This window comes from Lysobacter sp. HA35 (genome assembly GCF_054061195.1).
On sequence record NZ_JBSSDY010000001.1, the window covers coordinates 509097 to 528294 of the forward strand.

The 19198-nt window shown below is 67.1% G+C and carries 22 protein-coding genes; 11 read left to right on the forward strand and 11 right to left on the reverse strand.

What is annotated here, in order from left to right; all coding sequences use genetic code 11:
* The first annotated feature begins 148 nt into the window (after positions 1 to 148).
* The 6 genes from ACVWZN_RS02630 to ACVWZN_RS02655 all read left to right on the forward strand — a co-directional run bounded on the left by ACVWZN_RS02630 (position 149) and on the right by ACVWZN_RS02655 (position 5051).
* On the forward strand, positions 149 to 2167 hold the full coding sequence (locus tag ACVWZN_RS02630; protein WP_456952494.1) for a M13 family metallopeptidase: 2019 nt from the start codon (positions 149 to 151) through the stop codon (positions 2165 to 2167).
* A gap of 149 nt (positions 2168 to 2316) precedes the next feature.
* Complete coding sequence (locus ACVWZN_RS02635; protein ID WP_456952495.1) at positions 2317 to 2658, forward strand: ArsR/SmtB family transcription factor; 342 nt, start codon at positions 2317 to 2319, stop codon at positions 2656 to 2658.
* On the forward strand, positions 2655 to 3056 hold the full coding sequence (locus tag ACVWZN_RS02640) for an arsenate reductase ArsC (protein ID WP_456952496.1): 402 nt from the start codon (positions 2655 to 2657) through the stop codon (positions 3054 to 3056). Before ACVWZN_RS02635 ends, ACVWZN_RS02640 begins: the two co-directional genes overlap by 4 nt.
* Positions 3056 to 3727 carry an aquaporin gene (locus ACVWZN_RS02645; protein WP_456952497.1) on the forward strand — a complete coding sequence of 224 codons (672 nt, stop codon included), beginning with the start codon at positions 3056 to 3058 and terminating at the stop codon, positions 3725 to 3727. Before ACVWZN_RS02640 ends, ACVWZN_RS02645 begins: the two co-directional genes overlap by 1 nt.
* A 28-nt stretch (positions 3728 to 3755) precedes the next feature.
* Positions 3756 to 4313 carry a DUF3228 family protein gene (locus tag ACVWZN_RS02650; protein ID WP_456952498.1) on the forward strand — a complete coding sequence of 186 codons (558 nt, stop codon included), beginning with the start codon at positions 3756 to 3758 and terminating at the stop codon, positions 4311 to 4313.
* 81 nt (positions 4314 to 4394) lie between these two features.
* Entirely contained in the window at positions 4395 to 5051 is a 657-nt protein-coding gene (locus ACVWZN_RS02655; protein WP_456952499.1) for a glutathione S-transferase family protein, read from the forward strand.
* A 59-nt stretch (positions 5052 to 5110) separates the two neighbouring features.
* Here the strand turns inward: ACVWZN_RS02655 and ACVWZN_RS02660 are convergent, their stop codons facing one another.
* Positions 5111 to 6511, reverse strand: a complete 1401-nt coding sequence (locus ACVWZN_RS02660; protein ID WP_456952500.1) for an esterase-like activity of phytase family protein — start codon at positions 6509 to 6511, stop codon at positions 5111 to 5113.
* Between the two features lie 157 nt (positions 6512 to 6668).
* On the opposite strand from ACVWZN_RS02660, the gene ACVWZN_RS02665 reads away from it, so the two are divergent.
* The 4 genes from ACVWZN_RS02665 to ACVWZN_RS02680 all read left to right on the forward strand — a co-directional run bounded on the left by ACVWZN_RS02665 (position 6669) and on the right by ACVWZN_RS02680 (position 9286).
* Positions 6669 to 7847: a serine hydrolase domain-containing protein gene (locus ACVWZN_RS02665; protein ID WP_456952501.1), complete on the forward strand. Its 1179-nt coding sequence runs from the start codon at positions 6669 to 6671 to the stop codon at positions 7845 to 7847.
* Between the two features lie 104 nt (positions 7848 to 7951).
* Positions 7952 to 8380, forward strand: coding sequence for a helix-turn-helix transcriptional regulator (locus ACVWZN_RS02670; protein ID WP_456954692.1), 429 nt, complete (start codon positions 7952 to 7954; stop codon positions 8378 to 8380).
* Positions 8377 to 8793, forward strand: a complete 417-nt coding sequence (locus ACVWZN_RS02675; protein ID WP_456952502.1) for a VOC family protein — start codon at positions 8377 to 8379, stop codon at positions 8791 to 8793. Before ACVWZN_RS02670 ends, ACVWZN_RS02675 begins: the two co-directional genes overlap by 4 nt.
* A 76-nt stretch (positions 8794 to 8869) precedes the next feature.
* Entirely contained in the window at positions 8870 to 9286 is a 417-nt protein-coding gene (locus ACVWZN_RS02680) for a DUF1801 domain-containing protein (RefSeq protein ID WP_456952503.1), read from the forward strand.
* 7 nt (positions 9287 to 9293) lie between these two features.
* On the opposite strand, the gene ACVWZN_RS02685 is transcribed toward ACVWZN_RS02680, so the two are convergent.
* The 9 genes from ACVWZN_RS02685 to ACVWZN_RS02725 all read right to left on the reverse strand — a co-directional run bounded on the left by ACVWZN_RS02685 (position 9294) and on the right by ACVWZN_RS02725 (position 17096).
* A complete protein-coding gene (locus ACVWZN_RS02685; protein WP_051235031.1) occupies positions 9294 to 9641 on the reverse strand; it encodes a hypothetical protein in 348 nt (115 codons plus the stop codon).
* A 78-nt stretch (positions 9642 to 9719) separates the two neighbouring features.
* Complete coding sequence (locus ACVWZN_RS02690; RefSeq protein ID WP_456952504.1) at positions 9720 to 11033, reverse strand: PQQ-dependent sugar dehydrogenase; 1314 nt, start codon at positions 11031 to 11033, stop codon at positions 9720 to 9722.
* Positions 11026 to 11493 carry a DUF2231 domain-containing protein gene (locus ACVWZN_RS02695; RefSeq protein ID WP_456954693.1) on the reverse strand — a complete coding sequence of 156 codons (468 nt, stop codon included), beginning with the start codon at positions 11491 to 11493 and terminating at the stop codon, positions 11026 to 11028. The genes ACVWZN_RS02690 and ACVWZN_RS02695 overlap by 8 nt, the downstream gene beginning before the upstream one ends.
* 109 nt (positions 11494 to 11602) lie before the next feature.
* A complete protein-coding gene (locus ACVWZN_RS02700) occupies positions 11603 to 12493 on the reverse strand; it encodes a diguanylate cyclase domain-containing protein (protein WP_456952505.1) in 891 nt (296 codons plus the stop codon).
* Between the two features lie 108 nt (positions 12494 to 12601).
* Entirely contained in the window at positions 12602 to 13699 is a 1098-nt protein-coding gene (locus tag ACVWZN_RS02705; RefSeq protein WP_456952506.1) for an NAD(P)/FAD-dependent oxidoreductase, read from the reverse strand.
* A gap of 123 nt (positions 13700 to 13822) precedes the next feature.
* Positions 13823 to 14665, reverse strand: a complete 843-nt coding sequence (locus ACVWZN_RS02710) for a class I SAM-dependent methyltransferase (protein WP_456952507.1) — start codon at positions 14663 to 14665, stop codon at positions 13823 to 13825.
* Positions 14666 to 14760: 95 nt separating this feature from the next.
* Positions 14761 to 15105: a DUF2185 domain-containing protein gene (locus ACVWZN_RS02715; RefSeq protein ID WP_456952508.1), complete on the reverse strand. Its 345-nt coding sequence runs from the start codon at positions 15103 to 15105 to the stop codon at positions 14761 to 14763.
* Positions 15106 to 15320: 215 nt separating this feature from the next.
* On the reverse strand, positions 15321 to 16136 hold the full coding sequence (locus tag ACVWZN_RS02720) for a hypothetical protein (protein WP_456952509.1): 816 nt from the start codon (positions 16134 to 16136) through the stop codon (positions 15321 to 15323).
* 63 nt (positions 16137 to 16199) lie between these two features.
* A complete protein-coding gene (locus ACVWZN_RS02725; protein WP_456952510.1) occupies positions 16200 to 17096 on the reverse strand; it encodes a transporter in 897 nt (298 codons plus the stop codon).
* 84 nt (positions 17097 to 17180) lie between these two features.
* Here ACVWZN_RS02725 and ACVWZN_RS02730 point away from each other — a divergent pair, with 84 nt between their 5' ends.
* On the forward strand, positions 17181 to 18098 hold the full coding sequence (locus tag ACVWZN_RS02730; RefSeq protein ID WP_456952511.1) for a M14 family metallopeptidase: 918 nt from the start codon (positions 17181 to 17183) through the stop codon (positions 18096 to 18098).
* A 69-nt stretch (positions 18099 to 18167) separates the two neighbouring features.
* Here ACVWZN_RS02730 and ACVWZN_RS02735 read toward each other — a convergent pair whose 3' ends face one another.
* Entirely contained in the window at positions 18168 to 18950 is a 783-nt protein-coding gene (locus tag ACVWZN_RS02735; RefSeq protein ID WP_456952512.1) for an OmpA family protein, read from the reverse strand.
* Positions 18951 to 19198: the final 248 nt, after the last annotated feature.

A 19198-nucleotide genomic window follows, 5' to 3' on the forward strand; every position in this document is an offset into this window, starting at 1 on the left:
GCAGTGTGAGGTCGCGTGTTGCCGCAGTGCATCAACCATGGATGCGCCTCCGGAATAGACACGCTCGTCGGCAACCACCTTTCGGCACGGTAAGCATCGCAAGCGGCCGGTCTATAGTCGGGCGACCTCACCGCCGAAGGATGTCGCCGTGATCCGATCCCGCCTCACGCTCGCGTTGCTCGTTGCCGCCGGAACCGCTTCGGCAGGTGGCCTGCACGGTATCGCCACCGGCGACATCGACCGCAACGCGAACGCGTGCACCGATTTCTTCGCGTATTCCAACGGCGCGTGGCGCCAGCAGAACAAGATTCCCGATTACATGGATCGCTGGAGTCGCCGATGGCAATCCGGCGAAGTGAACAAGGAGCACGTGCGCGACATCCTCACCGAGGTGTCCGCGAAGTCCGACTGGCCGAAGGGCAGTGCCGAGCAGCTCTCGGGTGATTTCTATGCCGCGTGCATGGACGAATCGCGCATCAACCAGCTCGGCCTCGCGCCGGCCAAGCCGTGGCTCGATCAGGTCTCGTCCATCAAGACGCGCGGCGACCTGCAGCGCACGGTTTCCAACCTGCACGACGTCGGCATCGGCGTGCCGTTCTTCGTGCATTCCGGGCAGGACCTGCACGACCCCGAGCGCGTGATCGCGTACGTCGACCCCGGCCGCCTCGGCATGCCGGACCGCGATTACTACCTCAAGCCCGACAAGCGTTTCGTCGACGCGCGTGCGAAGTATCTCGAGCACGTCGCCAACATGTTCAAGCTCGCGGGTTCGACACCGGCGCAGGCGAAGGCCGCGGCGCAGACCGTGTTCGACGTCGAAAAGCGCCTCGCGCAGGCGCAGCTGGACAACGTGGCGCTGCGCGATCCGAAACAGCAGGATCACCTGGTCACCTTCGCCGCGTTGCTGAAGTCCGCGCCCGCATTCGACTGGGCGCATTACTTCGACGACGCGCACCTGCCGCGCGCGGATCTCAACGTCAGTCAGCCGGGTTACATGACGGCCGTCAACAAGGAGCTCGCGGCGACGCCGATCGATCAATGGCGCACCTACCTGCGCTGGCATGTGTTGAGTGCGTCGGCCGACGCGCTGCCGCAGCCCTTCGTCGAGGAGAACTTCGCGTTCTACGGCCGCTACCTGAGCGGTGCGACGGAAATGAAGCCGCGCTGGAAGCGTTGCGCCGAGGCCACAGACAACCAGCTCGGCGACGCGCTGGGCCATGCCTACGTGCAGAAGTATTTCCCGCCGGAAGCCAAGGCGCGCATGCAGGACATGGTCAAGAACATCCTGCTGGCGATGCACGACACCATCGACACGCTGGACTGGATGGCGCCGGAAACCAAGGCGAAGGCGCTCGAAAAACTCGCGACCTTCAATCCGAAGATCGGCTACCCCGACAAGTGGAAGGACTACGCCGGCGTGCAGGTGTCGCGCACGTCGTACTGGGATGATTCGGTTGCGGCCGCGCGCTGGAACGTGGTCGACGACCGCACGCAGATCGGCAAGCCGGTCGATCGCACGCGCTGGGGCATGACGCCGCCGACGTCGAACGCGTACTACAACCCGCTGCTCAACGAGATCGTGTTCCCCGCGGGCATCCTGCAGCCGCCCGCGTTCGACGTTACGGCAACCGACGCCGTGAACTACGGCGCGATCGGCGTGGTGATCGGCCATGAAATCAGCCACGGCTTCGACGACCAGGGCGCGCAGTTCGACGCGAAGGGCCGCCTGTCGAACTGGTGGACGCCGTCGGACCAGGCGAAGTTCCAGACGCGCGGGCAGTGCGTGGTGAAGCAGTTCGACAACTACTTCATCGAGCCCGGCATCCATCACAACGGCAAGCTGGTGCTCGGCGAATCGATCGGCGACCTTGCCGGCGCGAAGATCGCGTACCGCGCGTACCAGAAGTCGCGGGAAGGGAAGGGCCCGGAGCCGACCATCGACGGCTACACGCCCGAGCAGCAGTTCTTCATCGCCTGGGGCCAGTGGCGTGGCGACGAAACGCGGCCGGAGACGCAGCGCACGATGGTGCAGGGCGACCCGCATCCGATCGCGAAGTACCGCGTCAACGGGCCGCTGTCGAACCTGCCCGAGTTCCGCCAGGCGTTCCAGTGCAAGGCGGGCGACCCGATGGTGCGGCCCGACGCGGATCGCTGCGAAGTGTGGTGATGCGAACCATCGCGTAACGGACAGGCCGCCGTGTGCGGCCTGTTTCGTTTGTGGGCGACGCGACTTCACGACCATTGCGACGGCGGCCGCCCATCGGCTCAGGCGTGTTGGCCCTTGTCGCGATTCGATAGTTCCAGAATAATGGAAATATGGACACCGACGAGACTCTCGCTGCGCTCCGCGCGCTAGCGCACGAAAGCCGACTCGCTGCGTTTCGCGCATTGGTCCAGGCCGGCCCCGATGGGCTGGCGGTCGGCCAACTCCGCGACGCGCTCGGTCTGCCACCCGCCACCCTCACCGCGCATCTCAACGTATTGCGCGGCGCCGGGCTTGCCGGCGACACCCGCGAAGGCCGCGTCATCCGCGTCCGCGCCGACTACGCGCGCATGGACGGGCTCATCGCCTATCTCACCGAGAACTGCTGCCAGGGCGCCGCGTGTGCTCCGGTGGCGGGCCGCTGCACGCCCCGCAACGAAGGAGCTGCGGCATGACCAGCGCACCAGTGAGCCATCGCGTTCTTTTCGTTTGCGTCGAGAATTCCAATCGCAGCCAGATGGCCGAAGCGTTCGCGCGCAGGCACGGCGGGGACTCGATCGAAGCACTGAGCGCCGGCTCGAAACCATCCGGGCGCATCAATCCCAAGGCCGTGCGTTTCATGGCTGAACGCGATTACGACCTCGCGTCCCACGCGTCGAAGTCGCTCGACGATATCAGCGGCGAATTCGATGCGGTGATCACCATGGGCTGCGGCGACAACTGTCCGTGGGTGCCAGCGAAGCGCCGCGAAGACTGGGCGCTGCCGGATCCGCGCGACATGGACGACGACGGCTATCGCGCCGTTCGCGACGAGATCGAGGCGCGGGTCAAAGCCCTGCTGGCATCGCTGTGATGCCGCTACCGCGTCGATTGCTTGCCGAATTCCTCGGCACGGCGCTGCTGCTCGCCGCGGTCGTGGGTTCCGGCGTCATGGGCATGGACCTGTCGGGCGGCAACAAGGGCGTCGCGCTGCTCGCGAATGCCGGCGCGACGGCCGCGATGCTGTACGTGCTGATCGTCCTGTTCGGGCCGGTGTCGGGTGCGCACATGAATCCCGCGGTGTCGCTGGTGATGCGATTACGCGGCGAGCTTCGCTCACGCGAGTTCGCCGGCTACGTGCTCGCGCAGGTCGCGGGTGCGGTGGGCGGCGTCGTTCTCGCGCATGCGATGTTCGGCCTCGACATCGTGCAGCCCGGTGACCACATCCGCTCAGGCGGTGCCCAGTGGCTGAGCGAAGGCGTCGCGACGTTCGGACTCGTGCTCACCATCCTTCTCGGCGTGCGCCAGCGGCCGGCCGCCATTCCGGCGCTCGTCGCGGCCTACATCTTCGCGGCCTACTGGTTCACGGCGAGCACGTCGTTCGCGAATCCTGCCGTCACGCTGGCACGATCGATGACGCGAACCTTTGCCGGCATTCGGCCCGACAACGTGCCGGGATTCGTCGTCGCACAGATCGGTGGCGCGCTGCTCGCTGCATGGGTGGCGAACGTAGTGCTGACGGAGGACGAAGCAGTCGCGCAATAATCCGGCGCATCGCTCTTCGGCTCCGCTCATGTCCATCGTCCTTACCGACTTCGCCCGCGCGCGACTGTTTCCGCGCGAGCCGCGGCGCAACACCATCCAGGACTGCACGCCCGAGCAGTTCGAGCGACATCTCAACGACGTTGCGCCGGTCGCGGTGCTCGACGGCTATGCGCCGTTCTGCAAGCTGCACGTGCATCGCAACTGGACGTCGACACGCTGCCTTGCGGTGCCGATCACCGACGCGAACCGGCATCTTTTGAAGTCGGACTACGAGGCACGCACGCGCGACGAATTGCCCGTGCTCGTGCGCTGGTTCGAAGGTCTGGAACCACCTGTCGCGAACTACCTGATTCCGATTCTCTACAGCCGCGAGCAGATGGCGAAGGAAGACACGCCGATCGATGCGGACTGGGGCGTCGTCGGCTGCATGTACACGGCGGAGCCGATCGAAACACCGATGGCGCCGATCACGATGATGCGCAACGCGCTCGGCGTGGAGGAGGGCGGCTCGGGTGTGCCGTTGGATCGGGAGGCCTACCTGCGAAGCGCCGAGTTCTGGCGGAATCACGCCAACTGGCGCGGCTAGACGCGCGGCGTGCCGGTGTACGCTCGCCGGGCCGCAACACCATCGATCACTTGTGACCATCGAAACCATCCAAGGACCACCATGTCGCTCGTTTTCTACGGACACCCTTTCTCGTCGTACTGCCAGAAGGTGCTGGTCGCGCTGTACGAGAACGCGATCGAGTTCGACTACCGCGTGATCGACCCGAGTAATCCCGCCGTGGCCACGGAATGGACCGCGTTGTGGCCGCTGCAGAAAATGCCGGTGCTGGTCGATGACGGGCGCACCGTGGTCGAGTCGAGCATCGTCATCGAACACCTGCATCTGCATCACCGCGGATCAGTGCCGATGCTGCCGGACGATCCCGTCGATGCGCTCGAAGTGCGCTTCATGGATCGCTTCTTCGACAACCACGTCATGACGCCGATGCAGCAGCCGGTCGCCGAAGCGCTGCGTCCGGACGGTCGCACGGAAGATGCACTGCGTCGTACCGCGACTGCGCTCGATACCAGTTATGCCTGGCTCGAACATCGACTGCAGGGCCGCACCTGGGCGACCGGCGACACCTTCAGCATGGCCGACTGCGCAGCCGCGCCGTCGCTGTTCTACGCCGACTGGGTGCATCCGATCGGCAACGCGTTCCCGACGGTCAGCGCGTACCGTGCACGCTTGCTCGCGCGTCCGTCGTTCGCGCGTGCGGTCGACGAAGCGCGTCCGTACCGGGCCTATTTCCCGTTGGGCGCGCCCGATCGCGATTGATCGTCAGCAACACGGCGGGCGCATCGGCCCGCCGTGCTTGACGCTCTACCACATTCGATTCAACGTGCGCCGGGCAGCTTCTGCGGAACGTAGCCCGGAAGATCCGTGGCGTCGAAGGCGAACACGAAGAACATGTTCGGGTTTTCGGCGCCTGCCGGATGCAGCGCGTCGGTGACCGTCGGCACGAAGTCGTTGTCGTTCGCGATGAACAGCGTGTGGCGCACGCGGCCGTCGACGCGGACGTTCGGCCCGAACGCCAGGCCTTCGAGCTTTGCCGGAATGTCGGTCGCGGGAATGCCGTGCGCGGTGAGCGCGGCCACGACGTCGAGGAATTGCGTCTTCGGCACGGCATGCGGTGCCAGCGCGGCGGCGCCGGTCAGCGTGTCGACTGTCGTCGCGCCGGTCAGGTCGATGCGATACACGCGCTTGTACGCGGCACTGCTGCCGTCGCCGAAGCCCTTGCCGTCGCGTTCGTCTACGAGGAGTTCGTGATCGTTGATCGCGAGCACTTCGCTGACGGTCGGATACTTCGGCTTCGCCGCGGTGCCGATGTTGCTCAGCGGATACGCGTACTGACGCGTCATGCCGCTGGCGGTGTCGATGGCGACGATGCGTACGTATGGCGCATTCGTACCGCCGTCCTGCGCCAGCGGGCTTTGCATCGCGCCGAACAGGGTGCCGCCGTCGGGCGAGATCGCCAGGCCTTCCATGCCCTTGTTCGCCACGCGACCGACCGTGTTGCCCGAGATCTCGTCATCGCCAACCGCGCTCTTGTGCGGCACCGCGAACGACGCGGGAAGCGCGTACGCGCGATCACGACGGCCGGTGATGCGGTTGAACCGATACACGGACGGGCCGTACTCGTCGGTGACATAGACGTGCATGCCGTCCGCGCTGACACGGATGCCTTCGGGGTCGAGGCGGCCGTCGAGCGCGCTGGTGGACAGCGTGGTCGCGACGAATGCATCGGCACGACCGGTGAAGTAGTGCGTATGACGCAGGCGATTGAACGCCGGTATGCCGCTCCGCAGGCCCACGGCCGTGCCATGGCCGTAGACGAGGCGGTCGGGCGCGTGCAGCAGCGTGGTGGCGAGCAGTCGCGGCTCAAGGCGGAGGGGAAGGGCATCGCCAGCCGGCGCGGGACGCAGCCGCAGCTGCAACGTCTGGAAGCGCGGGATGTACGACGTCGTATCGCTCACTGCGGCCTTGTAGGCCACCGCGTTCGGGCCGCGGTCGGGCAGGGCGAGGAAGACATCGCCGCCGGCGTACGCAAGGCCCGAGCCGATGCCGCCGAGCAGGTTCCCGCTGACGCCGTTCTCCAACACCCCCGCGGTTTCGCGGCTGCGGTCGCCGTCGTGAGCGCTCAGGCCGTCGATCGCGACGAGCCGCACTTCGGCGGAAGCGGCGCCGGCCGCGAGCAACAGGGCGACGGCGGATGACAGGCGATGCATCGTGCGCATGGGCGGTCTCACGGGTGGGGGATCGCGGAAGCGTCGCCGCCGAATGTTTCAGCGCGACGCAAGCCGGATGACAGGCCGGCGACGGCCGCCATGACGACTGGCGCTCGCGCCGGCGGCCGTGCGCGCTAGGCTGCGTGAAAAGGCCGGGAGTGACGCCGTGACGCGACGCCTGCTGCTTGCACTGATGCTGGTCCCCGCGACGTCGGCCGCAGCGCCGCGTCCGCCGTCGGCCGCAGCGATCGATCGCGAAGTCGCGGCGGTGATGAAGCGCACCGGCGCGCAGGGCATGGCGATCGCGGTGATCGACGACGGCAAGGTCGTGCACGTCAACGCATTCGGCAAGCGCAACGCCAAGGGCGAGCCGCTACGAACCGACACCGTGATGTACGGCGCGTCGATCACGAAGACGGTGTTCGCGTACACGGTGATGCGGCTGGTCGACCAGGGGCGCATCGACCTCGACGTCCCGATCGCGGACGACCTCGACAAACCGCTGACCGAGTACGACACGGAAGCGATCCATCCCGAGAAGTACGGCCCTTACAAGGACCTCGCAGGCGACGAGCGCTGGCGTTCGATCACGCCGCGCATGGTGCTGACGCATTCGACGGGCTTCCTCAACTTCGCCTGGCTCGAGCCCGACAAGAAGCTGCGCATCCATTTCGATCCGGGCACGCGCTACGCGTATTCCGGGGAAGGGATGATCCTTCTGCAGTTCGCGATCGATAACGGCCGCAAGGATCGCGGGCTCGGCGTCGACGTCGGCGAGCTCGTGCGCGAGAACGTGTTGGAGCCGCTCGGCATGACACGTACGTCGCTGATGTGGCGTCCGGACTTCGCGACCAACCTTGCCGACGGCTGGAACGACGAGGGCAAGGTGCAGCCTCACGACGCACGCTCGAAGGTGCGCGCCGCGGGTTCGATGGACACGACGATCGACGACCTGTCGAAGTTCGCCGCCGCATTGGTGGGCGGCACGGGTCTTTCGCCGAAATCACGGGCCGAGATGGTGAAGCCGCAGCTGCACATCGGTACGGCGATGCAGTTCCCGACGCTGCAGCCGGAGCTGCCGGTCGAGAAGCAACGCAAGGATCTCGCGGCGGGTCTCGGCGTCGTCGTGTTCGACGGACCGCAAGGCCATGGCTTCTTCAAGGGCGGCCACGATGAGCAGACCGGCAACACGATGGTCTGCATCGAGGCGCACCGTCGCTGCGTGCTGATCATGGCGAACGACGTGCGCGCGGAAGCAGGCTTTGCCGATCTGGTGCACTTCATCCTCGGCGACACCGGCGTACCGTTCGACTGGGAATACGGCGAACGCGCGGGGAAGTCGTGACGCGTTCCCGCAAGACGACAGGCGACGTGCTCGACGCGGCGTCGACCGAGAACACCAGCGCCGATCCGCGCCTGCTGCGTCGGCTGCTGCGCGCGAAGGACCGCATGGATGCCGCGTCACACGAGGCCTGGCCGATCACCCGGCTCGCGCGCGTCAGCGACGTGTCGGAAGCGCATTTCGCACGATCGTTCAAGGATGCGTTCGGCGTGCCGCCGCATCGCTACCTGCTGACGCGACGCATCGAGCGCGCCACGGCACTGCTGCGAGATACCGAGATGCCCATCCTCGACATCGCGCTGCAGACCGGCTGGAACAGCCTCGGCACGTTCGGGCGCACGTTCCGCGACGTCACCGGTGAAAGCCCGAGCGAGCTGCGCGCACGCCAGCGGGCGGCATCGCATGCGCTGGAGTCGGTACCCGGCTGCTACCTCAGCGCCGCGCACCGGCCCGACCTCACCATCGCAGTTTCGGAGAAGCGCCGCCGCGAGGGCGTGGCTATAAAGGTCTCCACACAACCGGAGGAAATGCCATGAGCCAGGGAGTCGCAGTCGTCGGCGTCTACGTTCGCGATCAGGACGAGGCCGTCGAGTTCTATGTCGAGAAGCTGGGTTTCCGCGTGCATACAGACGCGCGCAACGGTGACTACCGCTGGCTCACCGTGCAGCATCCGGACCAGCCGTCGTTCCAGCTCGGCCTGTTCGCCCCGCAGCCGCCGACGCTCGATGCCGCGACCGCGCAGACGATGCGCGAGCTGGTCGCCAAGGGCGCGATGCCGCCGCTGGTGCTGGTCGTCGACGACTGCCGCGCCGCATGCGAACGCATGCGCCAGCGCGGCGTCGAGTTCACGCAGGAGCCGACCGATCGCTACGGCACCGTCGACGCCGGCTTCCGCGATCCTTCCGGCAACGGCTGGAAGATGATCGAGACGCGTCGTGTGCCTGCCTGACGTGGCACTGCGCTGCTGGCGGGCGAAAAGCCCGTCCGCTGCACGTTCACCGGATGACACTCAAGGAGTCGAAGTCATGATCAAGAACGGAAAGGCACAGGCACCCGGTGAGTCGGCATCGGACCTGATCGACGCACGCATCGCGGAGCTCGGCGATTGGCGCGGCGACATGCTCGCGCGTGTTCGCGAGCTGATCCACGAGGCCGATCCGGATATCGTCGAAGAGTGGAAGTGGCGCGGCGTGCCGGTGTGGTCGCACGACGGCATCGTATGCACCGGCGAGACCTACAAGCAGGTGGTGAAGCTGACCTTCATGAAAGGCGCGTCGCTGATCGATCCGGCCAAGCTGTTCAACTCGAGCCTCGACGGCAACGCGCGTCGCGCGATCGATATCCGCGAAGGCGAACCGATCGATGCAAAGGCGTTCAAGGCGCTGGTGCGCGCCGCAATTGCGCTGAATCCACCGAAGAAGAAGTCGAAAACGGCAGCCTGACGGCAAGTCAGCCGTACGCGGCAGCCAGCACGCAGAGGAAGCCGCACACCGCCAGCGTCGCGTGTGCGGCCACGAGCCAGCCCGGCAGCAGGCGGTCGTGCCACTTGTAGACGAGGCTCATCACCGCGCCGCCGGCTGCGGCCAGCAACAGAAGCAGAAGTCCGAGCGATGCCATCGCCGGCGCGGCGCCGGTAAACACCGCATAGGCGAGAAGCGTGACGCCCGACGCCGCGAACAGACCGTGCACCATCGCCAGCCACGCCGGCGGATTGTGCTTCGACACGAAGCGGATGCCCGCCATCACGAGACCGCCCAACGCGGTGATCACCAGCAGAATCGCGGCAGTCTGCAGCACGCTACACCTCGGGTCGGCGGGTCCGCGGTCGATCTTCGATGCACGGCGTGGAGCGCCCGTGAAGCGCTCGCGCGGACATCAAGGACGTGCGGAGGTCACCCGCCACACCGTATTGCCGACATCGTCCGCGATGAGTAGCGCGCCGTCGCGGTCCTGCGCGACACCGACTGGCGCGCCGTAGAGCTGCTTCTCGTCCTTCGAGTAGAAGCCGCTGACGATGGTCTTCGGCAATCCGTCGGGGCGTCCGCTGTTGAACGGTACGAACACCACCGCATAGCCGCTCAAGGGCGAACGGTCCCAGCTGCCGTGTTCGCTGACGAATGCGCCGCCCTGGTACTGCGTCGGCAGTGCGTTGGTCTCGGAGAACAGCAGGCCTAGTGCCGCGACATGCGAGCCCAGCGCGTAGTCGGGCTTGATCGCCTTCTGCACGAGATCCGCACGCTGCGGCACGACCCGGCTGTCCGCATGCTGACCGTAGTAGCTGTAGGGCCAGCCGTAGAAGCCGCCGGGCTGCACGGACGTCAGGTAATCCGGAACGAGATCCGCACCGATCTCGTCGCGCTCGTTCGCGATCGCCCAGAGCTGGTGCGTCCACGGGTTCCAGCCGAGGCCCGTTGGGTTGCGGATGCCCGATGCGTAGATGCGGCTCGCGCCGGTCGCGACGTCCACTTCCAGCACCGTCGCGCGACGGTATTCCACCGCCAGCCCGTTCTCGCCGATGTTGCTGTTCGAGCCGACGCCGACGTAGAGCTTGGTGCCGTCCGGACTCGCAAGCAGCGACTTCGTCCAGTGATGGTTGATCGTTTCCGGCAGGTCTGCCAGCGCGACGCCGGGCGCAGTGATGCGCGTATCGCCGACATGGAATGGGAAGCGCACGATCGCGTCGGCATTCGCGACGTAAAGCGCGTCGCCGATCATCTGCAGGCCGAACGGCGAGTACAGCTTCTCGACGAGCACATGCTGTTCCCACGCACCCGAGGGGGTGGGGCGCAGCAGCGTGATCCGGTTGCCGCCCTTCGCACCCTTGCCGGACTGCGCTTTGACCTTGCCCGCGATCCACTGCTTCGGCGTCGTTACGGGTTCGGTGCCGGGGCCGTTGGATTCGACGACGAGCACGTCGCCGTTCGGCAGCGCGAGCAGCTGTCGTGGATGCTTCAGGCCGTCGGCGACCTTCTCGATGCGCAGGCCCGGCGCGACGGTCGGCATCGCGCCCTGCGTCCAACCGACGCCCTTGGGCACCTGCATGGGCGGCATGAGGAAGTTGCGTGCGCTCGGCAGCGGCGGATTGCCGCCGGACTGCTGCGACGGATCGAGCTGCGCATGCTGCTGGCAGCCGGCGACGAGCGTCGCGAGCGCAAGCGCAAGGACGCGGCGGTAGCGAACGTCAGCCATTGGCGATCTCCCGCGTCGAGCTGCGATCCATCGCGGTGATGACATGGCCGATGGCGATCAGCCCGACCGTGATGATCGACAGCCATTGACCGGCGGGCACCACGGCGTAGGCGTCGCGGCTGTGCACGAAGGCATTGATGATCGCGGCGACGATTGCCAACAGGTTGAGCCAGAAATCGATGCGGTCCGCGCCCGTCGACCAGCGGCGCCCGGTGATCCACACCTGCGCGAGGTTCACCAGCCGCGGAATGATGGCGGCGAGCAGGCCGATCACGATCAGCCACGCAGCCGCCTTCGTCCACATGATCTCGGCGCTGCGCGCGTAGGTGATGTCGAAGATCAGCGCGGCGACGAAGCAGCCGAACGGGATGGGATGGGATTGAGCAACGCAAAAAGCGCGTTCGCCACGCCGGAGCGCGGCGCTGCAGGAGTTGCCATGGACGGCGGCCTCGCGACGGATTGATGCCCGACCCGCGAAGCGCGAGCCGGCCGACGCCCAACCTAGTCAGCAACATGTCCAGAACGCGTCAGTGCGGCATTGCAGCGTGGATGCCGCGTGACACCGGCACTCAATCGGCGACGGGCAGGCCCACCGGCCGATCCACCGAGCGATGCGGCCGCTCCCGCTTGACCGCGTACATCGCGCGATCGGCATGCACCAGCAGTGCTTCCGCACTCGCGCCGTCGTCCGGGAAGCAGGCGATGCCGACACTGGCGTCGAGATGGACTTCACCGTCGGGCAGTTCGTAAGGCGCACGAACCCGCTCGCGCAATGCATCGGCGATGACGCGTGCGGACGCGGCGTCACGACAACCCGGCAGCAGTGCGACGAACTCGTCGCCACCGACGCGCGCCAGCAGGTCCCCCTGGCGCAGCGCGTTCTGCAGCCGCCGCGCGACGTCGCAGAGCACGCGATCGCCGGCGGCATGACCCGCACGATCGTTCGCGTTCTTGAAGCCGTCGAGGTCGAGATACAGAACCGCCAGCCCCGTGCTGGTTTCCGCGGCGCGTTCCAGCGCGATGCGCAGCTCGCGTTGCAGGTGGTAGCGGTTGGGAAGCTCGGTCAGTGGATCGTGGCGTGCGAGGTATTCGAGTTCCGCTTCGGCGCGGCGCAGGTCGGTGATCTCGCGACCGATCGCGATGCGCACGCCGTACTCCGGCAGCCATCGCGCGGACCACTGCACGTCGACGGTGCGTCCGTCCTTGCGCATATATCGATTGCGGAAGTGGCGCTGCAGCGCGCCGGTCATCACGCGCTTGGCCGCTTCCATCGTCGACTCGCGATCGTCGGCGTGCACGAGCTCGATCATGCGACGGCCGATCACCTCGTCGCGCGTGTACCCGAAGATCCGTTCGAACGCCGCGCTGACGTGCAGATAGTGGCCGTCCGCATCGACGACGCAGACCGCGTCGGGCAGCAGGTCCAGCACTTCGTCGAGCGGTGGCAGCGTCGCGGACATGGGCCATCCCGTAGGCGGCCGTCCGTGAGCCGATGATCGAGTATGCGACAGCGGCAGGCGACTGCGCCCCTGCAATTCGAAGGATGTCCGCCGCGGAAACAACGCGCGTCACACCCTGCGTTTGTGGAAGTACACCTGTTCTGCGGCCCACCGCAGCGGCGGCGAATAGAGGAGCAGGTCGAACGGCCAGTCGAACTGCAGGCGGTCGTATGCCCAGCGCAGTGCGCGCTTGGTGCGAAAGCGCGGTGCGACCTCGACCGCGACCTGTTCCGGCGGCGGTCCACCATCGCGAAGGCGCCCGGCGATCGCGCGCCCGACCGCCCAGCCGTGCTCCCACGCGGAATGGATGCCGCCCGCGGTGACGGGCGAAACGATGCCCGCCGCGTCGCCGATCAGGATCGCGCCGTCGCGTGCCATGTCGAGCACGGGACCGCTGCAGGGGATGAGCCCGGCGCGCGTCTGCCCGGGCTTGAGATGTCGCGGCAGGCCGCCCGCGGCACCGACGCGCAGCAGGAAGCCTTCGATGTCCGGCACGCGTGCATTGATGGGGTCGTGTCGCAGCGCGAGGCCTGCCTGGATGCCGGTGGGGCTCTGCGCGATCCAGCCGATGTAGCCGGGTGCGTATCGCCGGCTGATGAAGCAGTGCAGGGCGTCGGGCTGCGACAGCCGCGCGCCTGGGAAGTCGTATTCGACGCCGTAGAGGAACTGCCGCACTTCGCCGAGCCCGCACCGCCGCGCGACCCGGGAACGCGCACCGTCTGCGCCCACGAGATAGCGCGTGCGGCCGACGCCGTCGACCATCCATCCGTCGTCGACGCGCTGCGCATCAGTGAACGCGGAACCGAGGCGCAGGTCGACACCATGCTCCCGCAGTTGCTCCGCGAGCCAGCGCATCACTTGCGGCGTATCGGTCGTCAGGAAGTAATAGCCAGGCGCCGCAAGCGCGACCTGTCGCAGGTTCGGCGCGTACAGCCGCACCTGTTCGACGCGCCGCGTCATCGATGCGGGCACGCGGTTGAGCATCGTCTGCTCCGCGGCTTCCTTCACGATGATGCCCGTGGTGTGCAGCTTCTCGCCAGGGTCGCGCTTGCGCTCGAGTACGACCACGCGTAGCCCGCGCTGCACGGCCGCGAGTGCGCACGCCGCGCCCGCGAAGTTGGCGCCGACGATGACGACGTCGGCATCGAAACCGGTGGACGAAGACATGGCGCTCGCGTGGCTGGAGTCGACACAGGATCGACCGGCCGCGCGAGGCGACGATGGCGCTTGTGTGAGGTGGAGTTGAAGTGCGGCGTTGACGCGGGGCGGGCACGCGACTAAGTGCGGCGCCTAGCGTCGTGCCGCGAGCACGCCATCCATCGCGAGCTCCGCGCGGAACCCTGCGGCTTCCAGGCGTTTCGCGACTTCACGCGGCACGTCACGACCGCTGGTGAGCGCATTCGGCGAGCCGGTGTAATGGAACAGCCGGCCGCCGCGTTTCACCACGCGGGCGAGCTGGTCGTAGAACGCCTTGGAGTAGAGCTCGCCGGCGATGCCAAAGCGCGGCGGGTCGTGCAGCAGGGCGTCGACGGATGCGTCGCCGATATCGGCGATCGCTTCCGACACGTCCGCATGCGCGAGTTCCAGTCGACCACCCGCGTCGGCTGCATCGGGATCAGGCGACCACGGGTTGATCGTGCGCAGCCAGAGCACGTCCTCGTTCTTCTCGAACGAGCGGATGCGCGCGACGCCCGCATCCAGGCAGCACGCGGCGAAATAGCCGAGCCCGCCGCACGTATCGAGCACCACCTTGCCGCGCGGTTCGACCAGAGCGACCTTGCGACGCGCGTCGTCCATCGGCGACACCTTCGACGAGACCAGCATCTTGATGCCGTCGATCTCGAAGGTCGGCACGCCCCAGTCGGTCGGTACCAGCTTGATCAGCGCCCCGGCGTAGCGCGACACCGGCTCGAACGCGTCGCCGTCCCAGTAGTAGATCGTGCGGTCCTTGAGCTTGTGCGGATACGGGTAGTCGATGCCGCGCCAGCTCCAGTGATCGGTCGACAGTGTCGCGGTGCCGGTCGACCGGCCGAGGTCGAGCGAGCCGGTCCACTCGGTATTGCGTGCATCACGCGTGCGCAGCAGCGCGTCGGCGTTGGGACGGGTGAGCAGCGGGCCGGTGTAGTGGGGCACGTCGAAATCCGGATCAGGCGTGCGCACGAGCCGCGCCGCGGGAGCGACACGATAGCGGCAAGCGGGTGGAACCGGATGTCGCGATGCGCGTGACGCTAGCCGCGCGTGCGTACCGCGCGCCATGCGACAGCTTCCGCGAAGCCATGCGTCGCCTCGTTGCGTTCGAGCGTCGCGCCGATCGGCTGGAACAACCACGGCACGATCGAGGGATCCAGCGCCGCGATCGCATCGATCGAATAGATGCCGAAGCAGTCGGGGTCGACCATCTCCGCGTCATCCTCGTCGCCCGCGAAGAAGCGCCAGCCCGAGTCGCCCGGCCACACCGGATGCGAGCGGTACATCCACCGGATCGGCGCGCGCGCCACCATCACCCGGTGGCTGGCGATGCAGCCGCCCAGGTCGGTGACGTGCGGAAGAAGTCGTCCTTCCGGCAATAGCACAGCCGAATCCCCAATCCGTCGGTCGATATCGCTGCGTCGACGGGCTGGCGTACGAACGCCACCACCGTGTCGCCCCGCAGGCAGTCTGTGCCAATGCATCGCGGCCGTGAGCCGGCTTGCACCAAAGGGCAGGGTTTGGCGACGAGCGGCCGCTTGGGGTGGCTGGACGCGCGCTTTCCGCCACGGATTCGGGCGGGACGCGCGAAATGGCGCGGTCAGACGTGCACGCCGCCGGTGTTCTCGACCGAAGGTTCCGCGCCCTCATCGTCGCCGTCTTCGTCGTCCGGATCGCAGTCGGCATCGTCGTTTTCGCCGAAGCCGATCTTTTCGACCACCGCGGACGCCAGTGCCTTGCGCGACATCGCGTCGTAGCTGCGGGTGCACCGCAGTTCGGTGAGCACGTGGAAATCGCCGCGACCGGCCGTCAGCGTGCGCACCCAGTCCCGCACCTGCCGCTGAGCGCCGGGGCTGAGCGGGTCGGATGCACCGGCGATCGCGATGAAGTTGTTCGTCTCGACGCCAGGGAACACCGCTTCGAAATCCGGCTGGCCGTCGGGCCCGCAGGTCGACGCGAGGCAGAGCACCTCATACTGCGCGCCGTCGTTCATCAGGCGCTCGAGTTCGCCGTAGGTCAGCGGATTGCCGGGGCGCACGACGCGCTTGCGATGCAGGACGGGCGACAGGTCGACCGTGCAGGTTGGCGCGCCGAGTTCGACATTGATCCAGACGATCGCGCGGTCGGCGGTTTCGACGTCGACGGTGCAGCCCGCGACGCGGTAGGTCGACGTGGTCGCGGTTGCATCTTCGGGTTCGCCGGTGATGCGCTCGAAGATGTCGAGGCGACGGCCGATGTTGTCGGCGTCGAGCACGCGCGCAAGGCGTTGTGCATCGGTGAGCTTCGCGACGCTCGCCCGCGACGGCGTCACCGCATGCACCGGCGCCACGACCGCAGGCGCAGCGGCGTCGCGCTGGCAGCCGCAGGCCAGCAGCACGATGGCGATGAACGACGAAATGGCGAAACGGACGGGCATCGAGGTCGGACCAAGCGAGCGCGGTGCAATGGTAGGCGGATGCACGACGAAGCGCCGCCCACGTTACAGCCCGGCGCCCCAACGGTACTGCCAGGCGACGGCGAACGCGTCGAAGTTGTTGTGCGTCCGCTCGGAAACGCCGCTGCTCGCGCTGAGCTTCAATGAGTTGCGGCGATTCAGCGGCTTCGCGAGCACCAGGCCGACGCGGGAGTTCTGTTGCAGGTCGTCGTTCATGACACCGTCGACCTCGCTGCGGCCGCCGGCGAACAGGGTGCCGTCCAGCGAGATCCACGTGCCCGACGCGAAACCGTAGATCACGTGGCCCTGCAGCGCGTACACCGGCCGTTGCGACCGGCGCCTGTCGCCGAGGAACTCGTCGTTGTCGCCATAGAACGTGCCCGACGCCTGCAGCTCCAGCGTCCACTGTCCCGCGGCTTTCGATATCCCGATCTCGGGCTTGACCGACCAGCGATGGCTGCTGATGTTGACCACGCGTGCGGTGTCGTACTGCCCCCACGGTGGTGCCACCTGCACGCTGGCGCCGAGGATGAAGTCCTGCTTCCACGTGCGGAACTCCGCCATGTCGAGTGCCGGCGCACCGACAAGATTGATCGACACTCGGAACGCCGGCCGCGCGAAGCCGTTGATGCGACGGTCGACGCGCTGCTGCAGATAGATCGCGCTGCCTTCGAGGTGCGTGTATGGCGCGATCACGTCGAACTTGCCGGAGCGCCCCGCGAAGTCGAACACGCGCGCATACGCCGCGACGAGACTGTTGGCCTGAAGGTGTGCGTCGCTCACCGGCAGCGCTGGATCGAGCGACAGGCCACCACGCGTCACCACGTTGCCGACGATCACGAAGTTCACGCCGATCGGCGCGTTCGAGTACGCACGGGGCTCGATGTCCTGCGCACGGGCGAACGGCGCCAGCACGAACAGCGCAGTGAACAGCGTCAGCATCCGCGACGATCGCCGGATGAGCCGCGCGGCGCGGGCTGCTAGAGTCGGCCGCTCTCCATTCGACGCCGCCGGAGCCCTGTCGACATGAGCAATTCGCCGTATCCAATCGGTACCCCGGGGCGCCCGTGGGGCGAGGCCGAAGTCGCGCAATGGCGTGCGGCGCAGACGCGCAAGCGCAGCTATGCGGACGAGGTGGTGTCGGTGATCGACGGGCTGCGCACGCGCTTCGATGTCGAGAACTACGGCGCGCTCGACTACGACGGCGAGCATTTTCCGCTGCTGGCGATCCGCAGCCGCGACTGGCGCGACGAATTGCCGATCGCATTCGTCACCGGCGGCGTGCACGGCTACGAGACCAGCGGCGTGCACGGCGCGCTGCAGTTCGTCGACCGGCATGCCCAGGACTACGCCGGGCGCATCAACCTGCTGGTCGCGCCCTGCGTCAGCCCGTGGGCCTACGAGCGTATCCATCGCTGGAACGTGCACGCGACCGATCCGAACCGCTCGTTCCGCGAAGGCAGCCCGGCGGAGGAATCCGCGGCGCTGATGCGGCTCATCGCGCCGATCCGCGATCGCGTGCTGGTACATATCGACCTGCACGAGACGACGGATACGGACGAAACCGAATTCCGCCCGGCGCTTGCTGCTCGCGACGGCAAGACGTCGGAGCCCGAAGGCGTGCCGGACGGCTTCTACGTCGTCGGCGATACGGCAAATCCGCAGCCCGAGTTCCAGAAGGCGATCATCGACGCCGTTGCGCGCGTCACCCACATCGCACCGCCCGACAGTAACGACCAGATCATCGGCTCGCCGGTCGTGGGTCATGGCGTCATCAACTATCCGTTGAAGCAACTGGGACTCTGCGCCGGCATCACCGACGCGCCGTACGTCACCACCACCGAGGTGTATCCCGACAGCCCGCGCGCCACGCCGCAGCAGTGCAACGATGCGCAGGCCGTGGCCGTCTGCGCGGCGCTGGACTACGCACTCGCGCATCGCTGAAGCCGCGAATCGAAAGCGAAAAGCCCCACCGGAGCGGGGCTTTTCGAGATCTGCCCGCTGACGCTCGCGTTACTTCGAGCCGCCCTGCGTGCCCTTGTCGACCACCAGCTTCACCAGCACCTTGCGCGCGTTGGCATTGCTGCCCGAACCCGCTTCGGCGTGCACGCCCATCCCGTCCGGCGCATGCACGCGGCCCGGCATCAGGCGGCCTTTCTGCTGCAGGAAGTTCGCGACGGCATGGCCGCGCGCGGTGCTGAGCTTCTGGTTCTTCTTCGCGTCGCCGGTGGAATCGGTAAAACCCTGCATTACGACTTCGTAGGCGTTGGTCTGCTTCGCCTTCGACGCGAACGCGAGAAGATCCGACTGCGCCTTCGACGACAGCTTCGCGCTGCCGGTGTCGAACAGCACGTCGACCGTGGCGAGCGCTTCGTACGTGCCGAAGTCGTTCATCCGGTTGTTCATCGACTCCATGCTCTTGCCGGTGCCGGCGCGAACCTGTTGCGCGGTCTTGAGGTCATCGGCGGTGAACGAGATGCCGGTCGCGCGCTGCGTGGAACCCTCGGCGACGAGGTCCGCTGTGATCGGCAGACCGGGCATCAGCGAACCCTGCGTCACCTTGTTGTGGATGACGCCCGTGAGGCCCTTCTTTTCCTTGTAGGTCGTCGCCGGCGTGACCGTGATCGTGTGGTCGACCTTGCTGTAATCGCGCACCGTGATCGTGTTGCCGTTCACGGCGGTGATCATGCCCTTGATGGTGCTTTCCTGGCCCGATGCGAACACCGGCAATGCGGCCAGAAGGGCCACGAGTGCGGTGATCAGCATCACGTACTTCGAACGCTTGCTGGTAGTCATGGCGGTGCCCTTCTGGCTGGTTCGGGGATGCGGTGTGTCTGCACGGCCTGCCGGCAGGTGCCGGTCGACGTCGCCCGGTGCGACGCCCGCAGGCGTATGCAGCGGCGTCGCGCCTGGCTGCGGCGGAGGCCGTGGACGCAGCGGAAGCCTCGCGCAGCCCCCGAGGCCACGCCATTGATACTTGGTGAACCGGTCGATTCCCTTTCGGGCACGGCCGAGCACGGCGCTGAGGGCCGCCGGAAATTGCT